Origin of the sequence: Collinsella sp. AM38-1BH (assembly GCF_003467545.1) — a bacterium.
In the GTDB taxonomy this organism is placed as follows: domain Bacteria; phylum Actinomycetota; class Coriobacteriia; order Coriobacteriales; family Coriobacteriaceae; genus Collinsella.
The window spans coordinates 74,183-100,311 of sequence record NZ_QSHC01000002.1; the positions used below are offsets into that span (position 1 = coordinate 74,183).

21 protein-coding genes are annotated in these 26,129 nt (G+C 60.5%); 17 read left to right on the top strand and 4 right to left on the bottom strand.

The features are described 5' to 3' along the window. Positions 1 to 123: 123 nt before the first annotated feature. From hisS to DW870_RS01640, 6 genes are all read left to right on the top strand, one after another. Positions 124 to 1,437, top strand: a complete 1,314-nt coding sequence (gene hisS / locus DW870_RS01615; RefSeq protein ID WP_117876713.1) for a histidine--tRNA ligase — start codon at positions 124 to 126, stop codon at positions 1,435 to 1,437. Between the two features lie 257 nt (positions 1,438 to 1,694). Then, positions 1,695 to 4,508 carry a phosphoenolpyruvate carboxylase gene (locus DW870_RS01620; protein WP_369831629.1) on the top strand — a complete coding sequence of 938 codons (2,814 nt, stop codon included), beginning with the start codon at positions 1,695 to 1,697 and terminating at the stop codon, positions 4,506 to 4,508. Between the two features lie 529 nt (positions 4,509 to 5,037). Further along, positions 5,038 to 6,315 (top strand): nickel-dependent lactate racemase, encoded by a 1,278-nt coding sequence (larA, locus tag DW870_RS01625; RefSeq protein WP_233504135.1) that lies wholly within the window; start codon positions 5,038 to 5,040, stop codon positions 6,313 to 6,315. A 49-nt stretch (positions 6,316 to 6,364) separates the two neighbouring features. Beyond that, a complete protein-coding gene (gene larD, locus DW870_RS01630) occupies positions 6,365 to 7,096 on the top strand; it encodes a D/L-lactic acid transporter LarD (RefSeq protein ID WP_117647965.1) in 732 nt (243 codons plus the stop codon). A 130-nt stretch (positions 7,097 to 7,226) separates the two neighbouring features. Further along, positions 7,227 to 7,742: a helix-turn-helix domain-containing protein gene (locus DW870_RS01635; protein WP_117876772.1), complete on the top strand. Its 516-nt coding sequence runs from the start codon at positions 7,227 to 7,229 to the stop codon at positions 7,740 to 7,742. Beyond that, entirely contained in the window at positions 7,685 to 8,590 is a 906-nt protein-coding gene (locus DW870_RS01640; RefSeq protein ID WP_233547376.1) for an IS3 family transposase, read from the top strand. The genes DW870_RS01635 and DW870_RS01640 overlap by 58 nt, the downstream gene beginning before the upstream one ends. 261 nt (positions 8,591 to 8,851) lie before the next feature. Here DW870_RS01640 and DW870_RS01645 read toward each other — a convergent pair whose 3' ends face one another. From DW870_RS01645 to serB, 4 genes are all read right to left on the bottom strand, one after another. Further along, a complete protein-coding gene (locus tag DW870_RS01645; protein ID WP_117876715.1) occupies positions 8,852 to 9,391 on the bottom strand; it encodes a TetR/AcrR family transcriptional regulator in 540 nt (179 codons plus the stop codon). Between the two features lie 2 nt (positions 9,392 to 9,393). Continuing rightward, the gene (locus DW870_RS01650) at positions 9,394 to 10,314 is read right to left on the bottom strand and encodes a LarC family nickel insertion protein (RefSeq protein WP_117876717.1); all 921 of its coding nucleotides are present in this window, start codon (positions 10,312 to 10,314) and stop codon (positions 9,394 to 9,396) included. Positions 10,315 to 10,324: 10 nt separating this feature from the next. After that, complete coding sequence (larB, locus tag DW870_RS01655) at positions 10,325 to 11,107, bottom strand: nickel pincer cofactor biosynthesis protein LarB (RefSeq protein ID WP_117876719.1); 783 nt, start codon at positions 11,105 to 11,107, stop codon at positions 10,325 to 10,327. Positions 11,108 to 11,221: 114 nt separating this feature from the next. Next, positions 11,222 to 11,857 carry a phosphoserine phosphatase SerB gene (serB, locus tag DW870_RS01660; protein ID WP_117876721.1) on the bottom strand — a complete coding sequence of 212 codons (636 nt, stop codon included), beginning with the start codon at positions 11,855 to 11,857 and terminating at the stop codon, positions 11,222 to 11,224. A gap of 256 nt (positions 11,858 to 12,113) precedes the next feature. On the opposite strand from serB, the gene aspS reads away from it, so the two are divergent. The 11 genes from aspS to DW870_RS01715 all read left to right on the top strand — a co-directional run bounded on the left by aspS (position 12,114) and on the right by DW870_RS01715 (position 26,087). Then, positions 12,114 to 13,901, top strand: a complete 1,788-nt coding sequence (gene aspS, locus DW870_RS01665; RefSeq protein ID WP_117876723.1) for an aspartate--tRNA ligase — start codon at positions 12,114 to 12,116, stop codon at positions 13,899 to 13,901. A gap of 143 nt (positions 13,902 to 14,044) precedes the next feature. Further along, on the top strand, positions 14,045 to 14,293 hold the full coding sequence (locus DW870_RS01670; protein WP_035136856.1) for an HPr family phosphocarrier protein: 249 nt from the start codon (positions 14,045 to 14,047) through the stop codon (positions 14,291 to 14,293). Positions 14,294 to 14,529: 236 nt separating this feature from the next. Next, positions 14,530 to 14,772, top strand: a complete 243-nt coding sequence (locus DW870_RS01675) for a FeoA family protein (protein ID WP_233547374.1) — start codon at positions 14,530 to 14,532, stop codon at positions 14,770 to 14,772. Between the two features lie 39 nt (positions 14,773 to 14,811). After that, positions 14,812 to 15,033 carry a FeoA family protein gene (locus tag DW870_RS01680; RefSeq protein ID WP_006234774.1) on the top strand — a complete coding sequence of 74 codons (222 nt, stop codon included), beginning with the start codon at positions 14,812 to 14,814 and terminating at the stop codon, positions 15,031 to 15,033. Positions 15,034 to 15,156: 123 nt separating this feature from the next. Beyond that, a complete protein-coding gene (locus DW870_RS01685; protein WP_117876725.1) occupies positions 15,157 to 17,484 on the top strand; it encodes a ferrous iron transporter B in 2,328 nt (775 codons plus the stop codon). Positions 17,485 to 17,659: 175 nt separating this feature from the next. After that, complete coding sequence (locus tag DW870_RS01690) at positions 17,660 to 17,860, top strand: hypothetical protein (protein WP_035136858.1); 201 nt, start codon at positions 17,660 to 17,662, stop codon at positions 17,858 to 17,860. A 145-nt stretch (positions 17,861 to 18,005) separates the two neighbouring features. After that, positions 18,006 to 19,085 (top strand): LacI family DNA-binding transcriptional regulator, encoded by a 1,080-nt coding sequence (locus DW870_RS01695; protein ID WP_117563666.1) that lies wholly within the window; start codon positions 18,006 to 18,008, stop codon positions 19,083 to 19,085. 461 nt (positions 19,086 to 19,546) lie between these two features. Continuing rightward, complete coding sequence (uxaC, locus tag DW870_RS01700) at positions 19,547 to 20,974, top strand: glucuronate isomerase (protein ID WP_117876727.1); 1,428 nt, start codon at positions 19,547 to 19,549, stop codon at positions 20,972 to 20,974. A gap of 96 nt (positions 20,975 to 21,070) precedes the next feature. Further along, complete coding sequence (locus DW870_RS01705; protein ID WP_117876729.1) at positions 21,071 to 22,585, top strand: tagaturonate reductase; 1,515 nt, start codon at positions 21,071 to 21,073, stop codon at positions 22,583 to 22,585. 78 nt (positions 22,586 to 22,663) lie between these two features. Further along, entirely contained in the window at positions 22,664 to 24,148 is a 1,485-nt protein-coding gene (locus DW870_RS01710) for a UxaA family hydrolase (protein WP_117876731.1), read from the top strand. Positions 24,149 to 24,527: 379 nt separating this feature from the next. Then, a complete protein-coding gene (locus tag DW870_RS01715) occupies positions 24,528 to 26,087 on the top strand; it encodes an MFS transporter (RefSeq protein ID WP_158565176.1) in 1,560 nt (519 codons plus the stop codon). Positions 26,088 to 26,129: the final 42 nt, after the last annotated feature.

The window sequence follows — 26,129 nt, forward strand, 5'->3', positions numbered from 1 at the left end:
GGCGGTGCATCTGGCCGAACGAGTCCCCATACCCTCGTTCGGTCAGATGCACCGCCGCTGTTTGTGTTTGTGCCGTATAATGACCACTACCTATGACGCGATACAAAAGAAAGGTGTTTGCCCATGCAGGCACAGAAGGCGGAGGGAACCCGCGACCTTATCGGCGCTGAGATGCGCGCCTGGCAAAAGATGCAGCAGATTGCTGCCGGCGTGTTCGAGCCGTTTGGCTTTAAGCCCATCGAGACGCCCGCCATCGAGCAGGTGGACGTGTTTGTCCACGGCATCGGCCAGTCGACCGACGTCGTGCGCAAGGAGATGTTCCGCGTGTTTAGCGGCGCCAACCTGGAGCGCGTCTTTACCGAGGGCACCGATACCAAGCTCAAGCCCAAGCAGCGCCTGGCGCTTCGTCCCGAGGGCACGGCTGGCGTGGTGCGCGCCGTCGTGGAGAACAACTTGGTGCCCCAGGGCTCCACGCCGTTTAAGGCTTACTACGCCGAGGCCATGTTCCGTGGCGAGCGTCCCCAGAAGGGCCGCTTGCGCCAGTTCCATCAGGTGGGCATCGAGTGGCTCGGCGCTCCCGATCCGGCGGCAGACGCCGAGTGCATCATTATGCTCATGGAGTTTTACAAGCGCCTGGGCTTCGATCTGTCCAAGCTCCGTCTGCTCATTAACTCGATGGGCGATGCCCAATGCCGTCCGGCCTATCGCGAGCAGGTTAAGCAGTTCATTCTCGACCACGCCGATGAGATGTGCGACGAGTGCCGCGAGCGCGCCGAGCTTAACCCGCTGCGCGCCTTCGACTGCAAGAACGACCACTGCCGCGAGATCATGGCCGACGCCCCGCTGATGGGCGACAACCTGTGCGATGAGTGCCGCGAGCACTACGAGCAGGTCAAGCGCTATCTGGACGTCGCCGGTATCGAGTACGTCGAGGATCCCACCCTGGTGCGCGGCCTGGACTACTACACCCGTACCGTCTTTGAGGTCGAGGCCCCTGGCGCCGGCGTCGGCTCCATCGGTGGCGGCGGCCGCTACGATGGCCTGGTCGAGCTCGAGGGCGGCAAGCCCACGGCCGGCGTCGGCTTCGCCGTCGGTTTTGAGCGCGCCCTGCTGGCCCTTCAGGCATTTGGTAACGACTTGGGTGCCGAGGAGGCCCCGTGCGTCTACGTCGCCAATGCCGGCAAGGAGCTGCGTCAGAACGTCTTTGCCATCACGCAGGAGCTTCGCGCCGCAGGCATCGTGACCGAGGCCGACTACCAGGGTCGTTCGCTCAAGGCCCAGTTTAAGCAGGCCGACAAGGTGGGCGCCAAGCTCATCCTGGTCCTGGGCGGCGACGAGCTTGCCGCCGGCAAGGTCAAGGTGCGCGACATGCAGAGTCACGACGAGGTTCTCGTCGATTTGGCCAACGTGGTCGAGGCGGTTCGCGAGCGCCTGTAGCGCATCTTTTTGAGCTGCGGGCCTGCTAACGTGCCCTGCTCATGGAGAGCGATTGTTACGGGGGTGTTTCGCATTTATGCGGAATGCCCCCGTTTGCATATGCCGTCCACCGAGAAATACGACCATTTGGGGCAAAAACCCTTGCAATGCAGAAAATACTTTTGTGTGGTAAAGCGCAATCAGTGTCGAAAGTATTTCTCAAGCGCCTATAATGAATACCGCATGTTACGTGCATAGAAGGAGGAATGGGAGGAAACGTGGCTGAGAACCTAAGCAACCAGTCTGTACCCGAAGCCGCGGCGCGCGTCGCTGCCGTGGTCAACCGCCTCGTTAACCGAATCGGCTCGAATGCCGAGTCCAGGGAGCGTCTCGCCGAGATCGAGATCCCCGAGGAGCTGCGCGACAATCTGGCGCTGTTCTTGCGCCTGGAGCGCCGTGTGCTTAGCGAGTATGATCCCGAGATCGCGGACCTGTTCGACAAGATTTTGACAGCCGAGATTGTGGTCAATGCCGGCAACCCCGGTACCTGCGCTGCCGACGAAGCCGTCGACGAGCAGGGCGTGCCCACCGCCGACGAGCCCACTGCCGTGGCATTTCGTGAGGTCGTCGATTTGATCGACAGCCTGCCGCTCGATAAGCAGCAGGTCATTGTCCGCGCCTTTACGAGCTTTTTCCATCTGGCAAACCTGTCGGAGGAGAACTACCGTGTGGCGCAGCTGCGCGAGCGCGAGGCCGGTGCGTCGACCGATACCGAGGTCGATCCTGCCAACGAGCTTACCGTTGCCTATCACCAGCTGGTGAATGAGCTGGGTGTCGAGGGTGCCAACGAGCTGCTCGACAAGCTCGAGTTCCACCCTGTCTTTACCGCACATCCCACCGAAGCCCGTCGCAAGGCCGTCGAGGGCAAGATTCGCCGTATCTCCAACCTGCTGGAGGAGCGTCCGCGTCTGGGCGGCTCCGACCTGGTGGAGAACGAGCGCCATATGCTGCAGGAGATCGACGCCCTGGTGCGTACGAGCCCCATCGCGCTCAAGAAGCCCACGCCGGTCGAGGAAGCCGATACCATCATCGACATCTTCGATAACACGCTGTTCGACGTTATCCCCGTTATCTATCGTCGTTTTGACGATTGGGTGCTGGGCGACAAGGCCGGTACTGTGCCGCCGCTGTGCCCGGCGTTCTTCCATCCCGGCAGCTGGATCGGTTCCGACCGCGACGGTAACCCCAACGTCACCGCCAAGGTGAGCCGTGAGGTCGCCGCCAAGTACTTTACGCACATGGTGCTCAAGCTCGAGGACAAGTGCCGCCACATCGGCCGCAACCTCACGCTCGAGGCTACCTACAGCAAGCCGTCGGCCGAGCTCATTAACCTGTGGAACCATCAGGTCGAGATGAGCCCTCGGTACACGGCCCGCGCCGAGCTGATCTCCGAGCACGAGCCGCATCGCGCCGTCATGCTCGTCATGGCCGACCGTCTGAACGCCACCGTGCGCCGTATCACCGACACCATGTACCACAGCGCCGACGAGTTCCTGGATGACCTGCGCGTCGTCCAGCGTTCGCTGGCCGCCTGCGGTGCCGTCCGTGCCGCCTACGGCCCGGTCCAGACCATCATCTGGCAAGTCGAGTCCTTCGGCTTCCATATGGTCGAGATGGAGTTCCGTCAGCACTCCGTGGTGCATGCCCGCGCCCTCAAGGATATCCACGAGAACGGTATCCATGGCGACCTGCAGCCCATGACGCGCGAAGTCATCGATACCTTCCGTGCCATCGGCTCCATCCAAAAGCGCTACGGCAAGAAGATGGCGCACCGCTACATCATCTCGTTTACCAAGAGCGCCCAGCATGTGGCTGACGTCTTCGAGCTGGCCCACCTGTCCTTCGCACACGAGGAAGATGTCCCCGAGCTCGACGTGATCCCGCTATTCGAGCAGCTCGAGGACCTCGAGGGCTGCGTCGACGTGCTCGACCAGATGCTTACGCTGCCCGTGGTGCAGAAGCGTCTTGCCCAGACCAACCGCCGCATGGAGGTTATGCTGGGCTATTCCGACTCCTCCAAGGACGCCGGTCCTACCACGGCCATGCTCGCGCTGCATTCCGCGCAGGAGCGCATTGCCAAGTGGGCCGAGAAGAACGATATCGACCTGGTGCTCATGCACGGTCGCGGCGGTGCCGTTGGCCGTGGCGGCGGCCCGGCCAACAAGGCCGTGCTGGCGCAGCCCAAGGGTTCGGTCAACTGCTTCTTTAAGCTCACCGAGCAGGGCGAGGTCATCTTTGCCCGTTACGGCAACCGCACGCTGGCTCAGCGCCATGTTGAGTCCGTTGCCGCCGCAACGCTTTTGCAGTCGGCCCCGAGTGTCGAGAAGACCAACACAGAGACCACGCAGAAGTTCTGGGATATGGCCGAGAAGCTTAACGCTGCAAGCCACGAGCGCTATCTGGACCTGCTGAACACCGAGGACTTTACACCGTGGTTCTCGACCGTGACGCCGCTGACCGAAGTCGGTCTGCTGCCGATCGGCTCGCGTCCCGCTAAGCGCGGCCTGGGCGCCAAGTCGCTCGACGACCTGCGTACCATTCCGTGGATCTTCAGCTGGAGCCAGGCACGCATTAACCTGGCCGCTTGGTACGGCCTGGGCACCGCCTGCGAGCAGCTTGGTGACCTTGACCAGCTCAAGGCTGCCTACCAGGAGTGGCCGTTCTTCCGCACGTTCATCGACAACATCGAGATGTCGATTGCTAAGACCGATCAGCGCATTGCCAAGATGTATCTACACCTGGGCGATCGCCAGGATTTGTCCGAGAAGGTCTTCACCGAGATGCAGCTCACGCGTAAGTGGGTCCTTGCCATCGTCGGTGACGAGTGGCCGCTGCAGCGTCGTCGCGTGCTCGGCTGCGCCGTTCGCGTGCGTAACCCCTATGTCGACGCCCTGTCCATCGCCCAGGTCCGCGCCCTTCGTGAGGTGCGTATGAACCAGGACGAGATGGCCGAGGAGAAGAAGGCCGAGTACATGAGCCTGATTCTTTCGACTGTGACTGGCGTCTCGGCAGGATTGCAGAACACGGGGTAATCGATAGCCCTGTAGTCGTCCGGGCCCGCCATCAGTTTACTTTTAGGCACGTCCTCGGACATGCAAGAAGCCCTCGCTGCGCACTTCGTGCGGCGAGGGCTTCTTGCGTCCTGCGGAGTGTGCCTAAAAGTAAACTGATGGCGGGCCCTGCGATGTCCGGTCTTCGGCGGATTACTGCTGGGGGAATAATGGCGCGCTTCGCGCGTTTGGAAAGGGCTTCGTGCTGCGGAATGCATTCAGAGGGAAACCCGTCGGGCCTCTTTGTCCTCGGTCTTCTGGGATTGGGGCTGAAGAGATTAAAGTGCGCTTTGCGCCTCGCGTCTTATCGATCGGGTTTGAGATGCATGTGGCGCTTCTCGACTTATGACTGTAGCGGCCGCGGTCCCGTTTGGGATCGCGGTTGTTTTGTTGTGGGTCAAATATGAACGTTGTGTTAATGAGTCGGTGGACGGTGGTGTTTTTCGGTGAGCGGCGTATCCTTCCAACGGTTTATCTAGTGTGTCAGTTGAAAGGAAGAGGGCGCTCGTCATTGTTTGAATGTGAACTGCCGTTTGACCACAAGACGTTGCATCTGGAGCTCGAGGATAAGAACTTCGCGGGTGTGATGGAAGGTCATCAAAACGAGTTTAAGACCACGAAATCGCAGGAAGAGCTGGTGGAGGAGTCGCTTTCCAACCCTTACGGCTCGCCTTCGCTCGAGGAGCTTTGTGCTGGCAAGAAGGATATTGTCATCATTAGCTCAGATCATACGCGTCCCGTTCCCTCGCGTGTGACGATGCCTATTCTGCTGCATCACATCCACTCCGCTGCGCCTGAGGCGCGCGTTCGCATTCTGGTTGCTACGGGTATGCATCGTCCGTCGACGCACGAGGAGCTCGTCAACAAGTACGGCGAGGAGATCGTTGCCAACGAAGAAATCGTTATGCACGTCGCGACTGACGACAGCATGATGAAAAAGATCGGCACCCTGCCTTCTGGTGGCGAGTGCATCATCAACAAGATTGCGGCCGATTGCGATCTGCTGCTTGCCGAGGGCTTTATTGAGCCGCACTTCTTTGCCGGTTTCTCTGGTAGCCGCAAGTCCGTCCTGCCTGGCATCGCCAGCTACAAGACCATCATGTACAACCACAACGGTCAGTTTGTGAACGATTCCCACTCGCGTGCCGGCAACCTGTGCCACAACCACGTGAGCGAGGACATGTTTGCCGCCGCCGAGATGGCTCACCTTGCCTTTGTGCTCAACGTGGTGCTCAACGGCAAGCACGAGGTCATTGGCTCCTTTGCCGGCGACATCCACAAGGCGCACGAGGCTGGCTGCGAGTTCGTGAAGAGCCTTGCCGGCGTTGAGCCCGTCGAGTGCGAGATCGCCATTACCACTAACGGCGGCTACCCCCTCGATCAGAACATCTATCAGGCTGTGAAGGGCATGTGCGCTGCCGAGGCCACGCTTCCCGAGGGCGGCGTGATCATCGACGTCGCCGGTTGTGCCGACGGTCACGGCGGCGAGGGCTTCTATCACAACATCGCCGACAACGATCCGGCAGAGTTTGAGCGCGCCTGCATCGATCGTCCTAAGGACGAGACCCTGCCCGATCAGTGGACGAGCCAGATCTTTGCCCGCATCCTGGCGCATCACCCTGTGATCATGGTCACCGACCTGTGCGATCACCAGATGCTCAAGGATATGCACATGACGCCGGTCAACACTATCGAGGAAGCGCTCAAGCTCGCCTTTGAGATGAAGGGTGCCGATGCCAAGGTCGCCGTCATCCCCGATGGCCTGGGTGTTGTTGTCGCACAGCACTAGTGCGCGGCTTAAACGAATCGTTTATAACCGACAAGAAAGATAAGGTTTTATGCTTACCAAACTCCTCTGCGAATTCGGCGCAACGGCCCTCATGATCGTCTTTGGCGTGGGTGTTCACTGCGATACCGTGCTCAAGGGCACCAAGTATCAGGGCTCCGGCCATATGTTTGCCATCACCACCTGGTCCTTTGGCATCTCGGTCTGCCTGTTTGTCTTTGGTGGCGCTGTGTGCATGAACCCCGCCATGGTGCTTGCCCAGTGCATCGTCGGCCTGGTGCCGTGGGGCAACTGCATCCCCTTCATGCTTGCCGATATGCTCGGCGGCTTTGTGGGTGCCGTGATCGCTTGGTTTATGTATGCCGATGAGTTCAAGGCTTCCGAGGACGTCGTCGACCCCATTGCCCAGCGCAACATCTTCTCGACCAACCCCACCACCGAGGGCACGAACTATGCTCGTAACTTCTTCTGCGAGGCTATCTGCACCTTCGTGTTCATCAGCGCCATCCTTGCTGCCGCTAGCCGCGCCGGCGAGAACGTTCTGATGCTCGCAATCTGCGTCGGCCTGATCGTTTGGGCCGTTGGCATGGGCATGGGCGGCATCACCGGCTTCGCCATGAACCAGGCTCGTGACCTTGGTCCTCGCATGGCCTATCAGGTGCTGCCGATCAAGAACAAGGCCGACAACAACTGGAAGTATGGTCTGCTTGTTCCTGGCATCGCGCCGTTTGTCGGTGCTATTGTGGCCGCGCTGTTTGTGCATGGTTTCTTGGGCATGTTCTAGTCCAAGGCTACATAGTTGTCCGCTGGCCGCATGGGGTAACTTCCCAGCGCGTCCTCGGACATGAAAGAACCCCCGCTGCGCACTTGAACTGCCTCCCATTTCTTGGACACAAGAAATGGGAGGCTTTTTTATGGCTGGAAACGCTTTGTACGACGTCGGGATGAGGCTGCGAGCGGCAGAGCTGCACGACGAGGGGCACGGCCGCGCGGCGATCGCGGCCCTTCTCGGGATGCCGGAGGAAACCGTGAGAGAATGGCTGTGCACCTACAGGTCTGCTGGTATCGAGGTTCTGGCCATGATGGGAAAGAAACACACCGCCTATTCGTTCGAGACGAAGCTGGCCGCCGTCAGGGCGGTCGTCGACGAGGGCATGACGAAGCCCGAGGCCATGGAGAAGTTCGGGATAGCCTCGCCAAGCCCTTTCAAGAAATGGCTGAAGGCCTACAGGGAGGAGGGCCCGGAGGCGCTCAGGCCAAAGCCCAGGGGGAGGCCGAGGGGGTCCGGCTCCCCGTCCGGGGAGACGACGCGCGAGCAAGAGCTCGAGCGCAGGATCAAGAAGCTCGAGGCGGAGAACGCCTACCTAAAAAAATCGATCGCCATGAAGGCGGAGAAACGCTCTCGAACGGCGAGAAGGCCGCGGTCGTGAGCGGGCTTTCAGGGCAATACCCCCTCGCCGACCTGCTCGAGTGCGCCGGCCTGGCGAGGTCGAGCTACTACTACGCGCTGTCGCACCCGAAGGCTCCCACCAGGCCCGAGCTCTGGGAGGCCGCCGCCGAGATATTCTCGCGCACCGCCAACGGGTGCGGCCACAGGCAGATCGCCATGTGCCTGCGCGCCGAGCGGGGCGTGCGCATAGCCGACAAGACGACGCTGAAGATGATGCGCGAGATGGGCATCAGCTGCGGGATCCGCCGCGAGACCGACTACCACAGGTACAACTCGTACAGGGGCAAGGTCGGAAAGACCTTCGAGAACGTCATCGGCAGGGACTTCGCCGCCGACGGGCCGTGGGAGAAGATGGGCACCGACGTCACCGAGTTCAAGCAGCCCTGGGGCAAGGCCTACTTCGCGCCGGTCTACGATTTCGGCAGCAAGGAGATCGTCGCCTGGTCCACGTCGCTGCATCCCAACATGGCCCAGCAGCACGAGCTGCTCGACCAGCTCGTGTCCAAGATGCCCGAGGGCTCCAGGCCGGTCCTGCACTCGGACATGGGCTGGCAGTACCAGCAGGCCGGGTGGTGCAAGCGGCTGGAGGAGGCCGGCGTGGTGCAGAGCATGTCCCGGAAGGGCAACTGCATCGACAACGGCGCGACGGAGCAGGTGTTCGGCCATATGAAGGACGAGTTCTTTCGCGGAAGAAAATGGCCTTGCTTCGAAGACTTCAAGAGAGACCTGGACGAATACATCATCCATTGGAACACGAGAAGGAGGCAGGTTAAACTGAAGGGACTGACCCCGGAGGAATTCCGGAATCAGTCCCTATGTGCGGCGTAGGCCGCTTATTAGCCCGTCCAAGAATTGGGGCGCAGTTCACACTTCGTGCGGCGGGGGTTCTTTCGTCCTGCGGAATGCGCTGGGAAGTTACCCCATGCGGACGGCTGCGGGGTCTTTGCTGCGCTCGAGCAAGCAACCCAACATATAAATCTGAATTTGGATGGGAGGGGCTTGTTGCTGATAGGGGCGCTGGGCTGTTGTTGACACTTTGGGATGCGTGGCGCCTTGGGGTGGGGCGGTGCTTTGGGATGAGCTTCTTACTTAGTTGAAGAGGGGCTTAATGGCTGATAGGTAGTCTTTGGCTACGTCGGTCTTATCTGCCTCGAAGTTGTGCCAGGCCCACCATTGGACCATTCCTACGAAGCTTGAGGCTATGTGGTGTAGTAGGAAGCTTCGGTCCATGGTGGCGGCGGGGCCGTTTGGGTCGGTGGGGACGGTTTCGGCTGCTCGGGCCATGATGATCTTGCGGAGACAGTCGGCGAAGACGCGTGAGCCGGCACCGGCTACGAGGGCTCGTACGCCCTGGCGGCGCTCCCAGAAGTTGTTGAGGATATGCTCGACCTGCACGAGTGAGTCGTCGAGCGGTGTGCCATCGTCGTCGAGGGCGTGGGTGCAGATGTCGCTCACGAGTTCGGACAGTAGGTCATCTTTGCTCTTGAAGAGGCCATAGAACGTGGCCCGACCCACATGGGCGCGAGCGATGATGTCGCCGACGGTGATCTTGCCGTAGTCCTCCTCGCGAAGGAGCTCGGAGAATGCTGCAACGATGGCAGCGCGGCTTTTTGCCTTGCGGGCATCCATGGCTATGCGTCCGCGTGAACGAGCAGGCAGCGGAGCGTGCCGGAGCAGCCCTCGTAGGGGCGCTTGCCGGCGCCGTAGCCGACGGCTTCGATGCGGTAGCGGGCCGGCAGGTGCTCGGACGTGCGCAGTGCGGCGACGACGGCAGCGCCCGTGGGCGTCACGAGTTCACCGGCGACCGGTGCAGGCGTGAGGGCGATATTGCCCGCCTGACACAGGTTGACGACAGCGGGGACGGGAATGGGCATGAGGCCGTGGGCGCAACGGATGGTTCCGTGGCCCTCGGAGAGCGACTCGACCACGATATCCTCAATACCCAGATCGTCGAGGCAGATGGCAACGGAGCAGACGTCGACGATGGAGTCGACGGCGCCCACCTCGTGGAACATGACGGTCTCGGGCGTTTTGCCGTGGGCCTTGGCCTCGGCGGCGGCGAGCGCGGTAAAGATGGCGAGCGCGCGACGCTTGGCGCCATCGCTTAGCTGCGAGCCATCGATGATGGCGGTGACGTCCGCCAAAGAGCGGTGGTGATGGTGGTGGGCGTGATGGTGACCCTCGTGGTCGTGGTCATGCTCGTGGTCGTGGTCATGCTCGTGGCAGTGCTCGTGTTCGTGCTCGCCATGATCATGATGGTGGTGCTCATGCTCGTGCGTGTGCTCGGCAGCTGCTTCGTTGCCGTAGAGCCAGGCCATATCGTGATCGTGGTTCTCGAGCTCCTCTGCAAGCTGGACGTCGAAATCGCAGGCGTCGATGCCATGCTTGCTTACGCGTGTGACGGCGATCGTAAAGCCGTCGACCGGCAGCGTGGCGAGCTGCTCGCGCAGGTGCTCCTCGCTGGCGCCTAGGTCGAGCAGGGCCGCGACGGTCATATCGCCGCTGATGCCCGAGGTGCCGTCGATGATAAGCGTGCGCTGATGATTGGACATGGAATGCTCCTTAACGGGCGCAGGGCGTGCCGGCGCTCAGATGATTGATAAGACTTGCCTGGTAGGCGGCACCAAAGCCGTTGTCGATGTTGACGACCGAAACGCCGCTGGCGCAGGAGTTGAGCATGGCGAGCAGCGCGGCTACGCCACCAAAGCTCGCGCCGTAACCCACGCTGGTGGGAACGGCTATGACCGGACAGCTTACCAGGCCGCCGACAACGCTCGCCAGTGCGCCCTCCATGCCGGCAATGGCGATGACCACCTGTGCCTGGGCAAGTTCCTCGGCATGCGCGAGCAGACGGTGCAGGCCAGCGACACCCACGTCGTAGAGGCGGTCGACCTCGTTGCCATAGAACTCGGCCGTCAACGCGGCTTCTTCGGCGACGGGCAGGTCGCTCGTGCCGGCGCAGGCGACGACGATGCGTCCATTGCCGGTGGGGGAGGGCTTGCCGCCCACGAGGGCGAGCTGTGCGTCCGGGACATATCCCAGGTCGATGCCGTTGCCAAGAAGCTCAGCGGTGCGCGCGGCTTTTTCGGCATCCAGGCGCGTGACCAGGATGCGCTCCTGGCCGGCATCGCGCAGTGCTTCGATAATGGCGGCAATCTGATCGGCGGTTTTACCGGCCCCGTAGACAACCTCGCCGGCCCCCTGGCGCACCCCGCGCGAAAGATCGAGCTGCGCAAAGCCCAAATCGGAGGTCGGAGCCGTTTGGATGCGCGTGAGGGCGTCGGCAGGGGTGACTGCTCCGCCGGCAACATCGCTCAGCAATTGCTCAAGATCTCGCTTATCCATATATGTTCCCTTCGACGGCGCAAAGTCTAGCACTCAAAGGGTATGTTTCCGAACACTAAGACAAAATTGTTCGGAAACTATAGGACAGACTGATTCAATTGTTAGACGGATCGACTAGTCGCGCAGGATGATGTCCATGGCGAGCATCAGGTTGCGCTCGTCGATGGCAAACGGGGCGGCCTCGCGCGTCTTGGGCTTGGCGCAAAACGCGATGCCCGTGCCCGCGGCCTGAATCATGGGGATGTCGTTGGCGCCGTCGCCGATTGCGACGGTGTGGGCCATATCGACGCCGCACTCAACTGCCCAATCTAGCAGCTGGATGAGCTTGGACTCCTTGGTTACAATGTCTGCCGCCAGCTTGCCGGTGAGCTTGCTGTCCATGACTTCCAGGCGGTTGGCCAGGCAAAAATCGATGCCCGCGGCGGCCACGATCTTATCGGCGACCTCGTGAAAGCCGCCGCTTACCACGCCGACCTTCCAGCCCTTGCTGTGTGCCGAGCGCACAAGCTCCAGCGCGCCGGGGGTAAACGTCACGCGCTCAAAGGTGCGCTCGAACACACTCTTGTCCAAGCCGGCAAGCAGCCCCACGCGCTCCTCGAGCGCCTGCTTAAAGTCGAGCTCGCCGCGCATGGCGCGTTCGGTGATTTGTGCAACTTGCTCGCCCACGCCGGCTTCCTCGCCCAACAGGTCGATGGCCTCCTGGTTGATGAGCGTGGAGTCGATATCCATAACGATGAGGCGTGCAGTCATGGCGGGCCTTTCCGAGTGCAGTTGTATTGGGGCACATTGTCGCACGTGGCGCGCGTCGGCGACGGTCACGGTGCGTCAATTGTTTCGTCTCCGTCAAGTCTTTGGGCAGGAGCTACTTTTTCGCGGCACATCGACGCAGGTGCGATAACATAGAACGCCATGTCTGGCTGCGCGGTTTACGCAGGCCGGGTAAATCTGTACGACGCCGCCCGGAACGACACGGGGCGGCACAGATCCATAAAGGAGGATCACTGGTATGAGCCAGACCCGTCCCATCGACGAGCATTCCATGCACACCCGTACTTGCGGTGAGCTTCGCCGCGAGAACGTGGGCGAAGAGGTCACCCTCACCGGTTGGGTGAGCCGTCGCCGCGACCACGGCGGCCTTATCTTCTGCGACCTTCGTGACCGCGAGGGCATCACGCAGCTCACCTTCGACCCCGAGCACTCCGACGGCGACGCCTTTAAGATCGCCGAGACCATGCGTCCCGAGTGGCCCATCAAGATCCACGGCGTCGTGCGCTCCCGTGGCGAGGAGACCACCAACACCAAGCTCGCGACCGGCGAGATCGAGGTCCTGACCGACCACGCCGAGGTGCTCAACACGTCCGTCACCCCGCCGTTCCAGATCGAGGACGGCATCGAGACCAGCGAGGACACCCGTCTGCGCTATCGCTATCTGGACCTTCGTCGTCCCGAGATGATGGCCAACCTCAAGCTGCGCTCCGACTTTACCTTTGCCATTCGCGAGGCGCTGCACAACCGTGAGTTCATGGAGGTCGAGACGCCTTCCCTGTTCAAGTCCACGCCCGAGGGCGCCCGCGACTTCATCGTCCCCAGCCGCATCCAGCCGGGCAACTTCTACGCCCTGCCGCAGTCCCCGCAGCTCCTGAAGCAGCTGCTTATGGTCGGTGGTGTCGAGCGCTACTATCAGGTTGCCAAGTGCTTCCGCGACGAGGACTTGCGTGCCGACCGTCAGCCCGAGTTCACCCAGGTCGATATCGAGATGTCCTTCGTGGACCAGAACGACGTTATGAGCGCGCTCGAAGAGGTTCTTGCCGATGCCTTCGGCCGCATGGGTGTCGAGATGCCCACGCCGCTGCGTCGCATGAACTACTGGGAGGCCATGGACACCTATGGCTCCGACAAGCCCGATACCCGCTATGGCATGCACCTGGTCGACCTGACCGACATCTTCGCCAACTCCAAGTTCAAGGTCTTTGCGACTGCCGCGAACGAGGAGGGCTCTGTCGTCAAGGCCATCAACGCCAAGGGCGCCGGTGCCTGGGCTCGCGCCAAGATCGATAAGCTTGCCGGCGTGGCTTCCACGTTTGGCGCCAAGGGCCTGGCCTGGATCGCATTCCGCGAGGACGGCTCCATCAACAGCCCCATCGTCAAGTTCTTCTCGGACGAGGAGATGGCCGCCCTGCGCGAGCGCATGGACGTCGAGCCCGGCGACCTTGTGATGTTCGCCGCCGGCCCGCGCCTGCTCTCCGACGAGATCCTGGGCGGCATGCGTTCCCACATGGCTAACGCGCTCGAGATCAAGCGCGAGGGCCACGACTTCCTGTGGGTCGTCAACTTCCCGCTGTTCCACTGGGACGAGGACCGTAAGGCTTACGCTGCCGAGCACCAGCCCTTCACCCTGCCGACCGAGACCGACATCGCCAAGATCGAGGCCGATCCGTTGGCAGCCGGTTCGTGCACCTACGACTTTGTCATGGACGGCTTTGAGGCCGGCGGCGGCGGTATGCGTATCCACAACGCCGAGATGCAGATGTCCATGCTCAAGCTCCTGGGCTTTACCGAGGAGCGCGCCGAGTCGCAGTTTGGCTTCCTCATGGAGGCCCTCAAGTTTGGTGCGCCCCCGATGGGCGGTTTCGCTCTGGGTCTGGACCGCGTGTGCATGCTGCTCACCGGTTCCGACTCCATCCGCGACGTCATGGCGTTCCCCAAGACGGCCAGCGGCTCCGACCTCATGTCGGGTGCTCCGAGTGCCGTTTCCGGCGCCCAGCTCAAGGACGTCAGCCTGCGCCTGATGTAGGCGAGCGGCTACCTATTGCCTGTAACGAGGGAAGGACGTGTGCCTTCCCTCGTTTTTTGTGGGACGGGGGTGCGCCGGTAACGTACAATAACTACCACGTGGCTGGGTTTGCCGGCCGAATGTGCGATGCCGCGGGAGGGGACATGGTCGAGTTTACAAAGACGATTAAAGATCCGTTGGGATTGCATGCCCGCCCGGTTGCGCTGCTCTATGACATTATTGCCAAGCATCGTAGCGACGTATCGGTCAGCATCGGCGATCGCCATACCGACGGCCGCGATGTGATGGGGCTCATGGCTCTCTACGGCGAATGTGGCGAAGACATCGTGTTCCGCGTTTCGGGCGTGGATGAGGCCTCCTGCGTCACATCGATCAGAAACCTCTCGCTCTAACCTCAACAATGTGACAAGGGGACAGGCCCCTTTGTTGCATAAATTGGTATGACAAGGCACCGCAAAGAGATGGTCTTTGCGGTGCCTCTTTTGTTTCGTATAGGAAACTTTTTCGAAAACTGAATGGGGACCCTTCCAAAAAAGTTAACCACGTGCTAGTTTACTAAAGCGAACATAGACGTGGCTAACTTTTGCCATGTCGATGTTGAGGACGAACCGATGTTAGGAGCTCACTCATGTCTTGCGGACCGCAGATGCCGGCTATGCCGCTTTCGATGGTAAAGGCGGGCGAAACCGTGCGCGTGTCTCGTGTAAAGGGCAATGAGGACATGAAGCACCACCTTAAGGACCTCGGCTTTGTCGAGGGCAACGAGGTTCACGTGGTGAGCTCGAGTGGCGCCAATATCATCGTCACCGTGCTCGGCGCGCGCTTTGGTATCGATTCCAAGGTCGCCATGCACATCATGACTGTCGGTTAGTTCGCAGCATTCCATAAAAGCTGAAAGGGGGAAAAGAATATGAAGACGTTGGGTGACGTTAAGGTGGGCGAGAGCTCTACCATCGTCAAACTTCACGGCGAGGGCGCACTTCGCCGTCACCTTATGGACCTGGGGCTCATCAAGGGCACTTCGTTCAAGGTCGTAAAGGTTGCACCGCTCGGAGATCCGGTCGAGATCAACGTGCGCGGCTACGAGCTCTCCATCCGCAAGGAGGAGGCTGCCGTCGTCGAGGTCCAGTAAGGGCCGGCGGCACATATTTCTGCAGATAAAGTTAGGTTTTTCTAACTTAAACTTGCAACGTTGAAGCACATTATCCAGCCCGCGCGGAGAAAGCAGCGCAGGCACACAAGGAAGAAGGATTGAATGGCGGATTCTCAGATCCATGTCGCGCTGGCGGGTAACCCCAACTGCGGCAAGACCACGCTTTTCAACCTGATCACCGGCGCCAACGGCTACGTTGGCAACTGGCCCGGCGTCACGGTTGAGAAAAAGGAAGCCAAGCTCCTGAGCGACAAGAACGTTACCATCACGGACCTCCCTGGCATCTACTCGCTTTCCCCCTACAGCCCCGAGGAGCAGTGCTCGCGCGATTACCTCATGAGCGGCGAGCCTGATGTCGTCGTCCAGGTGGTCGACGCTACCAACCTCGAGCGCAACCTGTACCTGGCGCTTCAGGTTATCGAGACCGGCCTGCCCGTGGTCGTTGCCCTCAACATGGCCGACTTGGTCGAGAAGAACGGCGACAAGATCGACACGGACAAGCTCTCCAAGAAGCTCGGCTGCCCGGTCATGATGATCTCCGCTCTTAAGAACAAGGGCATCACGGAGCTATTCGAGCAGGTCAAAAAGTCCGCTGCTTCCAAGGGCCAGGTGCCGGAGCACAAGTTCGATTCCTCCATTGAGGACGTTCTGGACCACATCGAGAACAATCTGCCGGCGAGCGTTCCCGCCAACAAGCGTCGCTACTACGCCGTCAAGCTGTTCGAGCGCGACGCGGACGCCTGCAAGCTCATCAACCTCACTAAGGAGAAGGCCGCTCGCGTCGAGCAGCTGGTCGCCCAGTGCGAGCAGGATTGCGACGACGACGCCGAGTCCATCATTACCGGCGAGCGCTACGGCGTGATTGCCCACATCATCGACGAGTGCCTCACCAAGGCTCCGGCCAAGATGAGCACCTCCGAGAAGATCGACCGTGTGGTTACCAACCGTATCTTGGGCCTGCCGATCTTTGTGGTCATCATGTTCTGCGTGTACTACATTGCCGTCTCTACCTTGGGCGGCACGGTGACCGACTTCACCAACGACCAGCTCTTTGGCACCGACGGCTGGTATGTGCTCGGCCAGGGCCGCGACGCCTACGACGCAGCTGTCGAGGCTGCGGGTGACGCCGCCGACTCGGTCGACCCGGCACAGTACGGCCCCTATGTTCCGGGTATCACCACCGTGGTGCACGACGCCCTTGTGGCGGGTGGCACCGAGGATGGTGGCCTGGTCGATTCGCTGGTCTGCGACGGCATCGTCGGCGGCCTGGGCGCCATCTTTGGTTTTGTGCCCCAGATGTTCCTGCTCTTTGTGATGCTGTCGTTCCTGGAGGACTGCGGCTACATGGCCCGCGTCGCCTTTATCATGGACCGCGTGTTCCGCCGCTTTGGCCTGTCCGGTAAGTCGTTCATCCCGATGCTCGTCTCTTCTGGCTGCGGCGTCCCCGGCGTCATGGCCACCAAGACCATCGAGAACGAGAAGGACCGCCGTATGACGGTCATGACCACCACGTTTATTCCCTGTGGCGCTAAGCTGCCGATCATTGCCCTGCTCATGGGTTCCATCATCGGCGATTCTTCCACCACCGCCGCGTGGATCAGCCCGCTTTTCTACTTCCTGGGCGTCTTTGCCGTCATTGCTTCGGGCCTCATGCTCAAGAAGACCAAGCTCTTCGCCGGTCGCCCGACGCCGTTTGTTATGGAGCTTCCTGCCTACCACTTCCCGGCGATCCGTTCTTGGGCGCTGCACGTGTGGGAGCGCTGCTGGGCCTTTATCAAGAAGGCCGGTACGGTCATCTTCGCGTCCACCGTCGTCGTTTGGTTCCTCTCCAACTTTGGCAGCTATAACGGTTCCTTTGGCTTCCTGCCTGCGATGGACGGCATCCCCGAGGAGTTCATGGATTACTCCGTGCTCGCCATGCTCGGCAACCTGGTCGCTTGGATCTTCGCCCCGCTCGGCTTTAGCACCTGGCAGGCCACCGCGCTGACTGTCTCTGGCCTCGTGGCTAAGGAGAATGTCGTCGCTACCGCCGGCTCGCTGCTCTCCGTCGCCGATGCTGGCGAGACCGACCCGAGCCTGTGGACCGCGTTTGCGGGCATGTTCCCCACCATGGGTGCTTGCGTGGCCTTTGGTGCCTTCAACCTGCTGTGCGCTCCGTGCTTTGCCGCCATGGGCACTATCCGCAACCAGATGGACTCCGGCAAGTGGACCGCGATTGCCATCGGCTATGAGTGCGCCTTCGCTTGGGTGATCGGCCTGTTCATCAACCAGTTCTACAACCTGTTTGTGTTGGGCCAGTTTGGTATTTGGACGATTGTAGCCATCGTGCTGCTGGTTGCGATGCTCTTCCAGATCTTCCGTCCCATGCCCAAGCATGCATGGACCGACGAGGACGAGACCAACACTGCTTCCGCCGCAGTTTCCGCTTAAGTCCGAATAAGGATTAGCCCCTTTCCACGAGCCCGGGTGTCCCAGCGACACTCGGGCTTTTTGGTGAGGGAGATGTGGCGTTTCCGCAGATAAAACCGACCAAAATATACCTGTCCCTTTTTGGCAGGTGGAGAATGGGGTAAAGTAAGTGGTGGTTAACTAGAGGAGGCTTGCTATGGCACCTATCGATATTGTTGTACTGGCTGTTATCGGCATTGCGTTTGTCGCCGTGTGCGTGCGCATTTATCGCAAGGGCACCTGCGCCGACTGCGCTCAAGGTGGCGTTTGCACAGGACATTGCTCCAACAAAAAGACCTGCGCCGCACTTAAGGGCGTAGACAAAATCGCCGAAGACTTGGGCCGCGGTATCAAATAAAGGTCCAGGCACCCAAGCGCCCCGCGAGCATCCGTTCGCGGGGCGCTTTGCACATTTGGGGGAGAGCGCGGCGAGTTGAAGAGTGATTTTGGGGTATCGTTACCTGTACTGTTAATTGGCAACTTATCTATAACGGAGTAACCCCATGAGCGCTCGCGTAACCATGAAGGACATAGCCGCCGAGCTTGGCGTTTCCATCAATACCGTGCATAAGGCCTTGACGGGCAAGGCCGGCGTGAGCGAATCCGTGCGTGCCAAGGTGAATGCCAAGGCCGAGGCCATGGGCTACCATCGCAACACAAGTGCCTCAAGCCTGCGGCGCAAGGATATCAACCTGGTGTTTTGCCTGCCCCGCGCATCGCGCGAGGGGGCGTACTTTTTCCGTTACCTTTGGGAAGGCTGCAACCGCTTTGAGCAGGAGGTCATCGATCAGGGCATTACGGTTGAGCGCGTAGAATTTGGCGTGGGCGGCTACGCCGATGCGCTCGAGCAGATTGATGAGCGTCTGCAGGTAGGCGAGAAGATTGACGGTCTGCTTGCCTATGTTCCGGGCGATGACCGCGCAACCGAACTCTTGAGGCAGATTGCCGAGGCGGGTGTGGCGATCGAGCTCGTCGACGGCGACCGACCGCACCTCGATCGCCTGGGTGCCAGTCTGGCGGACTATTCCGCGGCGGGCAGTCTTATGGCAGAGCAGGCGGCTAACCTGGTCCACGCTTCTGGGGCTGACGCCCGCGTGCTCCTGTTGGCGGGCGACCCTTATACCGACTCGCACTATCTGACCGCCCGCGCCTTTCATAATTACCTGCGCGAGCACGATATTCCATGGCGGGTTGAGGACCTTGCCGGTGCCCATGCGCAAGTCAAACAGCTCGAGCGCGAGCTTGAGCAGCGCTTGAGTGCGCCGGATGCTCCCGAGCTCATCTGTAGCGTTTTTGCCGTTGGTTCCGAGGTGGTCGCTGACGCGCTTGTTTCGAGCGGCAAGGCCGGCAAGGTCATGGTGATCGGCAACGACCTGTTCCCCGAGAGCGCCCTGGCCTTACGCCGTGGCATTTTTACCAATATCGTCTATAAGGACCCGGTGAGCTTGGCCTACCGTGGTGCCAAGACCTTGGGCGAGTATTTGCTGTGGGGTAAAACTCCGGCGGAGCCCGTGCAGAAGGGTGCTGTGGAGATGGTGTTTGCCAGCAACGTCGACCGCTACTGCGAGCTTGCGGGAATTTAGCCGTTTGGTCAGGTACCCCCTCTTGCGACGTGCATTTTTTGGAGTATTCAGCAATGGCGTGTTCCGAAAGAGGCTCAGAACGACTGTTTTAAGTGCCTCCGATGGCGTAAATCGCCATCGGAGGCACTTTTTTATGCCGATCGGGCGCGATATGCGCATCAAATAGGGCGTCGAGGACGGTGCGCAGTACGCCCCGATGCTGAATATTCCCAAAAATGTACGCCGAGACATGACCCACCTGAGCAAAAACGCCCAGGTTCGGTGTTCGGGGACGTTAGTCCATCCGCAATGCATGCGTGTCACGGCTCCAACAACCGTTGAACGGACAAAATCGACCGTTCACCCCATGGTGGTTAGGTGAACGTTCACCTTTTAAGTCGCAATGAATTAGTATAGTGAACGTTCACCTAGAGGATAACGAGCGCATCGTGCGCCCGCTCCGCCAACAAAGGGGTTGTTTGATGAAAAACTTCATGGACGATCAGGATTTCCTGCTGAGCACCAAAACCGGTGAGGAGCTGTTCCACAACTTTGCCGAGGGCATGCCCATCGTTGACTACCACTGCCACATTTCTCCCAAGGAGATCTGGGACGACAAGCGTTTTGAGAACATCACCGAGGTTTGGCTGGGCGGTGACCACTACAAGTGGCGCCTGATGCGTGCCAACGGCGTCGACGAGCGCTTCATTACCGGCGATGCCCCTGCTCGCGAGAAGTTCCAGAAGTGGGCCGAGACCCTGGGCCGTTGTGTGGGCAGCCCCGTCTTTGAGTGGAGCCACCTGGAGCTTAAGCGTTACTTTGGCTACAAGGGCGTCCTGAACGGCAAAACCGCTCAGGAGGTCTGGGACCTTGCCAACGCCAAGCTCGCTGAGGCCAGCTTTACCTGCCGCAACCTGATCAAGCAGTCCAACGTCCGCATGATCTGCACTACCGACGACCCCGCCGACAGCTTTGAGTGGCACAAGAAGATTGCCGCCGACGACAGTTTTGACGTTCAGGTCGTTCCCGCCATGCGCCCCGATGCCGCCCTGCGCATCGAGCGTGGCCAGGAGTTCGCCGACTACTGCAAGCATCTCTCCGAGGTTGCTGGCGTTGAGATCAGCGACTTCGAGGGCATGAAGGCTGCCATCTCCAAGCGCTACGACGTTGCCCACGAGCTGGGCTGCCGCGCTTCCGACCACGCGCTCGACTACGTTATGTACGTTCCGGCTACCGCCGACGAGATCGAGACTATCTTTGCCAAGGGCCTTGCCGCCGAGCCGCTTACCGAGGACGAGGTCCTCAAGTACAAGACGGCCTTTATGCAGTTCGTCGCCGGCGAGTATGTCCGCCTTGGCTGGGCCATGCAGCTGCACTTTGGCTGCAAGCGTGACAACAACCGCGCTATGTTCGCCAAGCTCGGTCCCGACACCGGCTACGACTGCATCTCCAACTACACGCCGTCCGACCAGCTGGCCGATTTCCTCAACTCCATCCAGGAGTCCACGGGTCTGCCCAAGACCATCCTGTACAGCCTGAACCCCATCGACAACACCATGATCGATACCGTGATGGGCTGCTTCCAGGAGGCTCCGACCGCCGGCAAGATCCAGAACGGCTCTGCCTGGTGGTTCAACGACAACGAGATCGGTATGCGCGAGCAGCTTACGGCTCTGGCTAACGAGGGCGTGCTGGGCAACTTTGTGGGCATGCTTACCGATTCCCGCTCCTTCCTGTCCTACCCGCGTCACGAGTACTTCCGTCGCGTGCTGTGCGGCGTGATCGGCGAGTGGGTCGAGCAGGGCAAGTACCCCGCCGACATGGAGCTGCTGGGAGCCATCGTGCGCGACATCAGCTACAACAACGCGGTCCGCTACTTTGGCTTTGACCTGGATGCCGTCGAGGCCTAAACCCGCATCGAATCACACCGAACTCGGGAGCGCCGTTGCCACACGCGGCGCCCCCGTTTTGCCTGCACGCTAACAGCAATCTAAGGAGAGACATCGATGGAGAACATCAGCTACGAGACGCTCGAGAAGATCGGCTACAAGGGCTACCTGCTGCCCAAGGACGCGCCCGAGAAGGTTCTGCAGTTTGGCGAGGGCAATTTCCTGCGCGCCTTCGTCGACCGCTTCTTTGACATGGGCAACGAGGCAACCGGCTGGAACGGCAAGGTTGTCATGGTCCAGCCCATCAGCGGTGCCTTTGGCTTTGCCGACGGCATTAACGCTCAGGATGACCTGTACACCGTGCTGGTGCGCGGCAAGGAGAGCGGCAACACGGTCGACGAGTCCCGCGTGATCAGCGCCTGCAGCCGCTGCCTCAATCCGTATCGTGAGGACGACTACCGCGCCATGATGGAGGTCGCCGTCTCCGACGATTTGGAGATTATCGTCTCCAACACCACCGAGGCTGGCATTGCCTACGATCCGTCCTGCAAGGCCGACGACATGCCGCCCGCGAGCTTCCCCGCTAAGCTTGCCCAGGTGCTCCACACCCGCTGGGCCGCCGGCAAGCCGGGCGTCATCGTGCTCGCCTGCGAACTCATCGATCACAACGGCGAGGAGCTGCTGCGCATCATGAACCAGTACGTGAGCGACTGGGGCTGGGAGGACGAGTTCTCGCAGTGGATGGCCAACGACTGCACCGTCTGCACCACGCTCGTCGACACTATCGTCCCCGGCCGCATCCGCGACCCCAAGGAGGCCGCTGCCGTGGCCGAGCGCCTGGGCTACGAGGATCCCTTCCTGGCCGTGCGCGAGCCCTTCCAGATGTGGGGTATCCAGGGCGACGAGTCACTTGCCGAGAAGCTTCCCTTCGTGAAGGCCGGCCTGCCGGGCGTCTTTGTGACCCCCGATGTCACCCCGTACAAGAAGCGCAAGGTCCGCATCCTCAACGGCGCCCACACTGCCTTTGTTCCGGGCTCCTGGGTTGCCGGCTTTGACATCGTGCGCGATTGCATGCACGACGAGACCGTCCGTGGCTTCATGAACACCATGCTCTACGACGAGGTCATCCCGACGCTTGCCGCCGATCTGGATGTCGAGGACTGCAAGGCCTTTGCCGCCGCCGTCGAGAACCGCTTCGACAACCCGTTTATCGACCACGCGCTGCTCTCCATTTGCCTCAACTCAACCGCCAAATGGCGTGCTCGCGACCTGCCCACGCTCAAGGACTATGTTGCCGAGACCGGCAGCCTGCCCAAGTGCCTGGCGACGAGCCTCGCTACGCTCATTGCCTTCTATACGCAGGAGCTCGTTGCTCGCGAGGGTGACGGCCTGCACCTGCGCCGCGCCGACGGCACCGAGTACACCGCTCAGGACGATGCCTTCGTGCTCGATTTCTACGCCGCCCACGCCGGTGCAGACGATGCCGAGCTGGTGCACGATGTGCTCAGCAACGAGCAGATGTGGGGCGAGGACCTTACGCAGATCGCCGGCCTTGAGGAGTTTGTCGTCAACGCGCTTGCCGTTGTGCGCGCCGAGGGCGCCAAGCAGGCATTTGCCAACGCCCAGGCCTAAATCCTTCTGTGCGCCCGCCGGGCAACTGACGGGCGCCCGCTGACTTCTGCTCAACCTGTAGGGTTAGGACTCTTTGTAATGAATACTATCCAGATCAATCCGGCCGACAACGTGATCGTCGCGCTGTCGCCGCTTGCCAAGGGCACCGCCGTCGCGGTTCCCGGGGTGGGCGAGGTCGTTGCCGCGGAGGATATTCCGCAGGGCCACAAGATGGCCGTGCGCGCCATTACGGCGGGGGAGGACGTCGTCAAGTACGGTCTTCCTATCGGCCACGTGACGGGCGACATCCAGCCCGGTCAGTGGCTTCATACGCATAACGTCAAGACCAACCTTTCGGGCGAGGTCGAGTACGCTTACAACCCGACGCATCCGGTCGTTGAGCCGGTTGAGCCCGAGACCTTTATGGGTTTCCGCCGCGCTGACGGCCGCGCCGCCACGCGCAACGAGCTGTGGATCATCCCCACGGTCGGCTGCGTCAACGAGGTCGCACGTGCCATGTGCGAGCAGGCTCAGGATCTGGTCGAGGGCTCGCTGGAGGGCGTTTACTACTTCCCGCATCCCTTTGGCTGCTCGCAGACCGGTGCCGACCATGCCCAGACGCGCCGTCTGCTGGTGGCGCTCTCGCGTCACGCAAACGCTGCGGGTGTGCTGTTCCTGTCCCTCGGTTGCGAAAACTGCACGCACCAGCAGGTACTCGACGAGCTCGGTGACTTCGATCGCGAGCGCGTTCGATTCCTCGCCTGCCAAGATGTAGCCGACGAGCAGGTCGAGGGCCACAAGATTCTGTCCGAGCTTGCCGACCTGGCCAAGCAGGCCAAGCGTGAGCCCATTCCTGCCTCCGAGCTGGTCATTGGCCTTAAGTGCGGCGGCTCTGACGGTCTTTCGGGCATTACCGCCAACCCCACGATCGGTCGCGTGAGCGATATGGTTGTCGCCCGCGGCGGCACGTCGGTGCTCACCGAGGTTCCCGAGATGTTTGGCGCGGAGAGCATTCTGCTCGATCGCTGTGAGAGCCAGGACGTCTTTAACGCAGCTGCCGACATGCTCAACGGCTTTAAGGACTACTTTATCAGCCACGGCGAGGTCGTCTATGAGAACCCGAGCCCCGGCAACAAGGACGGCGGCATTACCACGCTCGAGGACAAGAGCTGCGGCTGCGTGCAAAAGGGCGGATCTGCCCCCATCGTCGACGTGCTGCCGTATGCCGGTCAGGCTACCAAGCATGGCCTGAACATGCTGTGCGGCCCGGGTAACGACATGGTATCCACCACGGCCCTGACGGCTGCCGGCTGCCACGTAATCCTGTTCTCGACCGGCCGCGGCACGCCGTTCGGCGCACCGGCGCCTACGCTCAAGGTGTTCACCAACCAGCGTCTGTGCGACCACAAGGCCAACTGGATGGACTTTAACGCCGGCGTGGTGGCTACGGGCGAGCGCACACTCGATGAGGCTGCCGACGACCTGTATCAGATGGTGCTGGACACGGCGAGCGGCAAGCTTACGAGTGCCGAGCGTCGCGGTTGCCACGAGATCAGCATTTGGAAGGATGGCGTCTGCCTGTAGCGGTAAATGGGTTCGCATAGGGCGCTATTGACCATGGCCCCGTCGGGAGTGTTCCCGGCGGGGCCATGTTTGTTCTGTCTGTTCGGGCGTGTCTTCCTGAGGGTACGGGAGCGGCGAAAACAATAAACGTTCACCTAATCGACCTCAAATTTAAACCCACTCAATACCCATGTAATCGTGATTTTTTTCAAGTCAGATATCCGTTTAACGGCAAAAAACGACCGTTCAAGGATAATATACAAGTGAACGTTCACCTATCATATGCAATCGCGCATAATCTAGCTAAACGTTCACCCTACGAGTGGGCGATATGCAGACAGACATCGGTATGGACTCCAATGTCTTGTTACAAGACAATCGAGAAAAGAGAGGGAGCTCGATGACTAACAAGATCGGTAAAAAGCGCAAGATCACATTTTGGACGCGCTTGGGCTTTGGTATGGGCGGCATGCTCAACTCCGGTGCCCTGAGCTTTACGCACAGCTACATGGTGCTGTTCCTGTCCACGGAGTGCGGTCTGTCCGCAGGCGAGGCTGCGCTGATCAGCTCGTTCGCCATCTATCTCAACGCCATTCTGTGCCCGCTCATGGGCTTTGTGGCCGATAACTTCTACGCTACCAAGATCGGCCGCATCTTTGGCCGCCGCCGTTTCTGGATCTTGCTGGCTATCCCGATGATGGTCGCCGAGCCGCTCATCTTTGTGGCTACGCCGTTTGGTTTCCCGTACTACTTTGTGTTGTACCTGATCTACAACGTCGCGTACACGTTCTGCACCGCCAACCTGTCGCCGCTTACCATCGAGATGACCGATGACTTCAAGGAGCGTACGTACCTCACCGGCTACAAGCACCTCTTTGGTAACGCCGCCGGCTTCCTGATGGCTGCACTTGTGGGCTTCGGCTTTGGCACCTTCGGCGAGACCAACCCGTTCAGCTACTTCATCATCGCTACGGTCAACGCTTCGGTTATGGCAATCTCGCTGCTCTGCGTGTACCTGTCCACGTGGGAGCACACCCCCGAGGAGGTCGCTCAGGAGAAGATCGAGAGCGTCGGCGAGGGCATCAAGAAGTTCTTTGTGGACGTTATCTCCACCTTCCGCAACAAGTCCTTCCGCAAGGTCCTGTATGCACAGGTCTCCACGAAGCTCGCTGCTGCCTGCTGGTCTGCCTGCCTGTCCTTCTTCATCGTCTACTGCCTACAGATTCCTAAGTCCTACGAGTCCGTGATGGAGATGCCTGGCAAGGTCGTCGCTATCGTCTGCACCGCCATCTGGGTCGCCCTCATGGCCAAGAAGGGCTTCCACAAGTCTTGGTACCTCGCAAATGTTGGTTGCGCTGCGTGCATCATTGCCTACAACTACTTCGCCTTTGGTCAGATCAACGGCACCTCCACGGTCGCCATCGCCATGATCGCCTACCCCATCATCTTCGCCATCTGGAAGTTCTTCTACGTCGGCTTCCAGTACCTGCCCGATGTTCTGCTCAACTATATCCCCGATGTCGATGAGCTCATCACTCTGCGCCGTCGCGAGGGCATCTACAGCTCCGCGCAGCAGCTCTGCCAGCAGATCGCCCAGGCTATCGCCGTCAACGTGTGGGCTATCGTCCTTGCTGCCTCCGGCTTCATTCAGACCGCCGGCAATAGCGACGCCGTGACTCAGCCCGCTACCGTGCCTCTGTATATCTGCGGCTACATGATCATCGGCTGCGCCGGCTTCTTCCTGCTTGCGGCCGTCCTTGCCCGCGGCATCAAGATCGACAAGGAGCAGTGCGACGTCCTTTGCGACGAGATTCACCGAGTCAAGGAGGGTGGCAAGATGGCCGACGTCAAGCCCGAGGTCAAGGCGCTTTGCGAGGAGCTCTCCGGCTTTAAGTACGAGGACTGCTTTGCTCACAACAACGTTGGCTTCCAGGACGGTAGCGTAACTCCTGCCGAGTAAGGCCGACATATCGTCCAAATCACAGGGCCGTGCCACCGGAAT

Coding starts and splice junctions, on each gene's coding strand:
- hisS (WP_117876713.1), top strand. CDS start 124: ATGCAGGCACAGAAGGCGGAGGGAACCCGCGACCTTATCGGCGCTGAG.
- larD (WP_117647965.1), top strand. CDS start 6,365: ATGCTTACCAAACTCCTCTGCGAATTCGGCGCAACGGCCCTCATGATC.
- DW870_RS01635 (WP_117876772.1), top strand. CDS start 7,227: ATGGCTGGAAACGCTTTGTACGACGTCGGGATGAGGCTGCGAGCGGCA.
- DW870_RS01645 (WP_117876715.1), bottom strand. CDS start 9,391: ATGGATGCCCGCAAGGCAAAAAGCCGCGCTGCCATCGTTGCAGCATTC.
- DW870_RS01650 (WP_117876717.1), bottom strand. CDS start 10,314: ATGTCCAATCATCAGCGCACGCTTATCATCGACGGCACCTCGGGCATC.
- larB (WP_117876719.1), bottom strand. CDS start 11,107: ATGGATAAGCGAGATCTTGAGCAATTGCTGAGCGATGTTGCCGGCGGA.
- serB (WP_117876721.1), bottom strand. CDS start 11,857: ATGACTGCACGCCTCATCGTTATGGATATCGACTCCACGCTCATCAAC.
- aspS (WP_117876723.1), top strand. CDS start 12,114: ATGAGCCAGACCCGTCCCATCGACGAGCATTCCATGCACACCCGTACT.
- DW870_RS01670 (WP_035136856.1), top strand. CDS start 14,045: ATGGTCGAGTTTACAAAGACGATTAAAGATCCGTTGGGATTGCATGCC.
- DW870_RS01675 (WP_233547374.1), top strand. CDS start 14,530: ATGTCTTGCGGACCGCAGATGCCGGCTATGCCGCTTTCGATGGTAAAG.
- DW870_RS01680 (WP_006234774.1), top strand. CDS start 14,812: ATGAAGACGTTGGGTGACGTTAAGGTGGGCGAGAGCTCTACCATCGTC.
- DW870_RS01685 (WP_117876725.1), top strand. CDS start 15,157: ATGGCGGATTCTCAGATCCATGTCGCGCTGGCGGGTAACCCCAACTGC.
- DW870_RS01690 (WP_035136858.1), top strand. CDS start 17,660: ATGGCACCTATCGATATTGTTGTACTGGCTGTTATCGGCATTGCGTTT.
- DW870_RS01695 (WP_117563666.1), top strand. CDS start 18,006: ATGAGCGCTCGCGTAACCATGAAGGACATAGCCGCCGAGCTTGGCGTT.
- uxaC (WP_117876727.1), top strand. CDS start 19,547: ATGAAAAACTTCATGGACGATCAGGATTTCCTGCTGAGCACCAAAACC.
- DW870_RS01705 (WP_117876729.1), top strand. CDS start 21,071: ATGGAGAACATCAGCTACGAGACGCTCGAGAAGATCGGCTACAAGGGC.
- DW870_RS01710 (WP_117876731.1), top strand. CDS start 22,664: ATGAATACTATCCAGATCAATCCGGCCGACAACGTGATCGTCGCGCTG.
- DW870_RS01715 (WP_158565176.1), top strand. CDS start 24,528: ATGACTAACAAGATCGGTAAAAAGCGCAAGATCACATTTTGGACGCGC.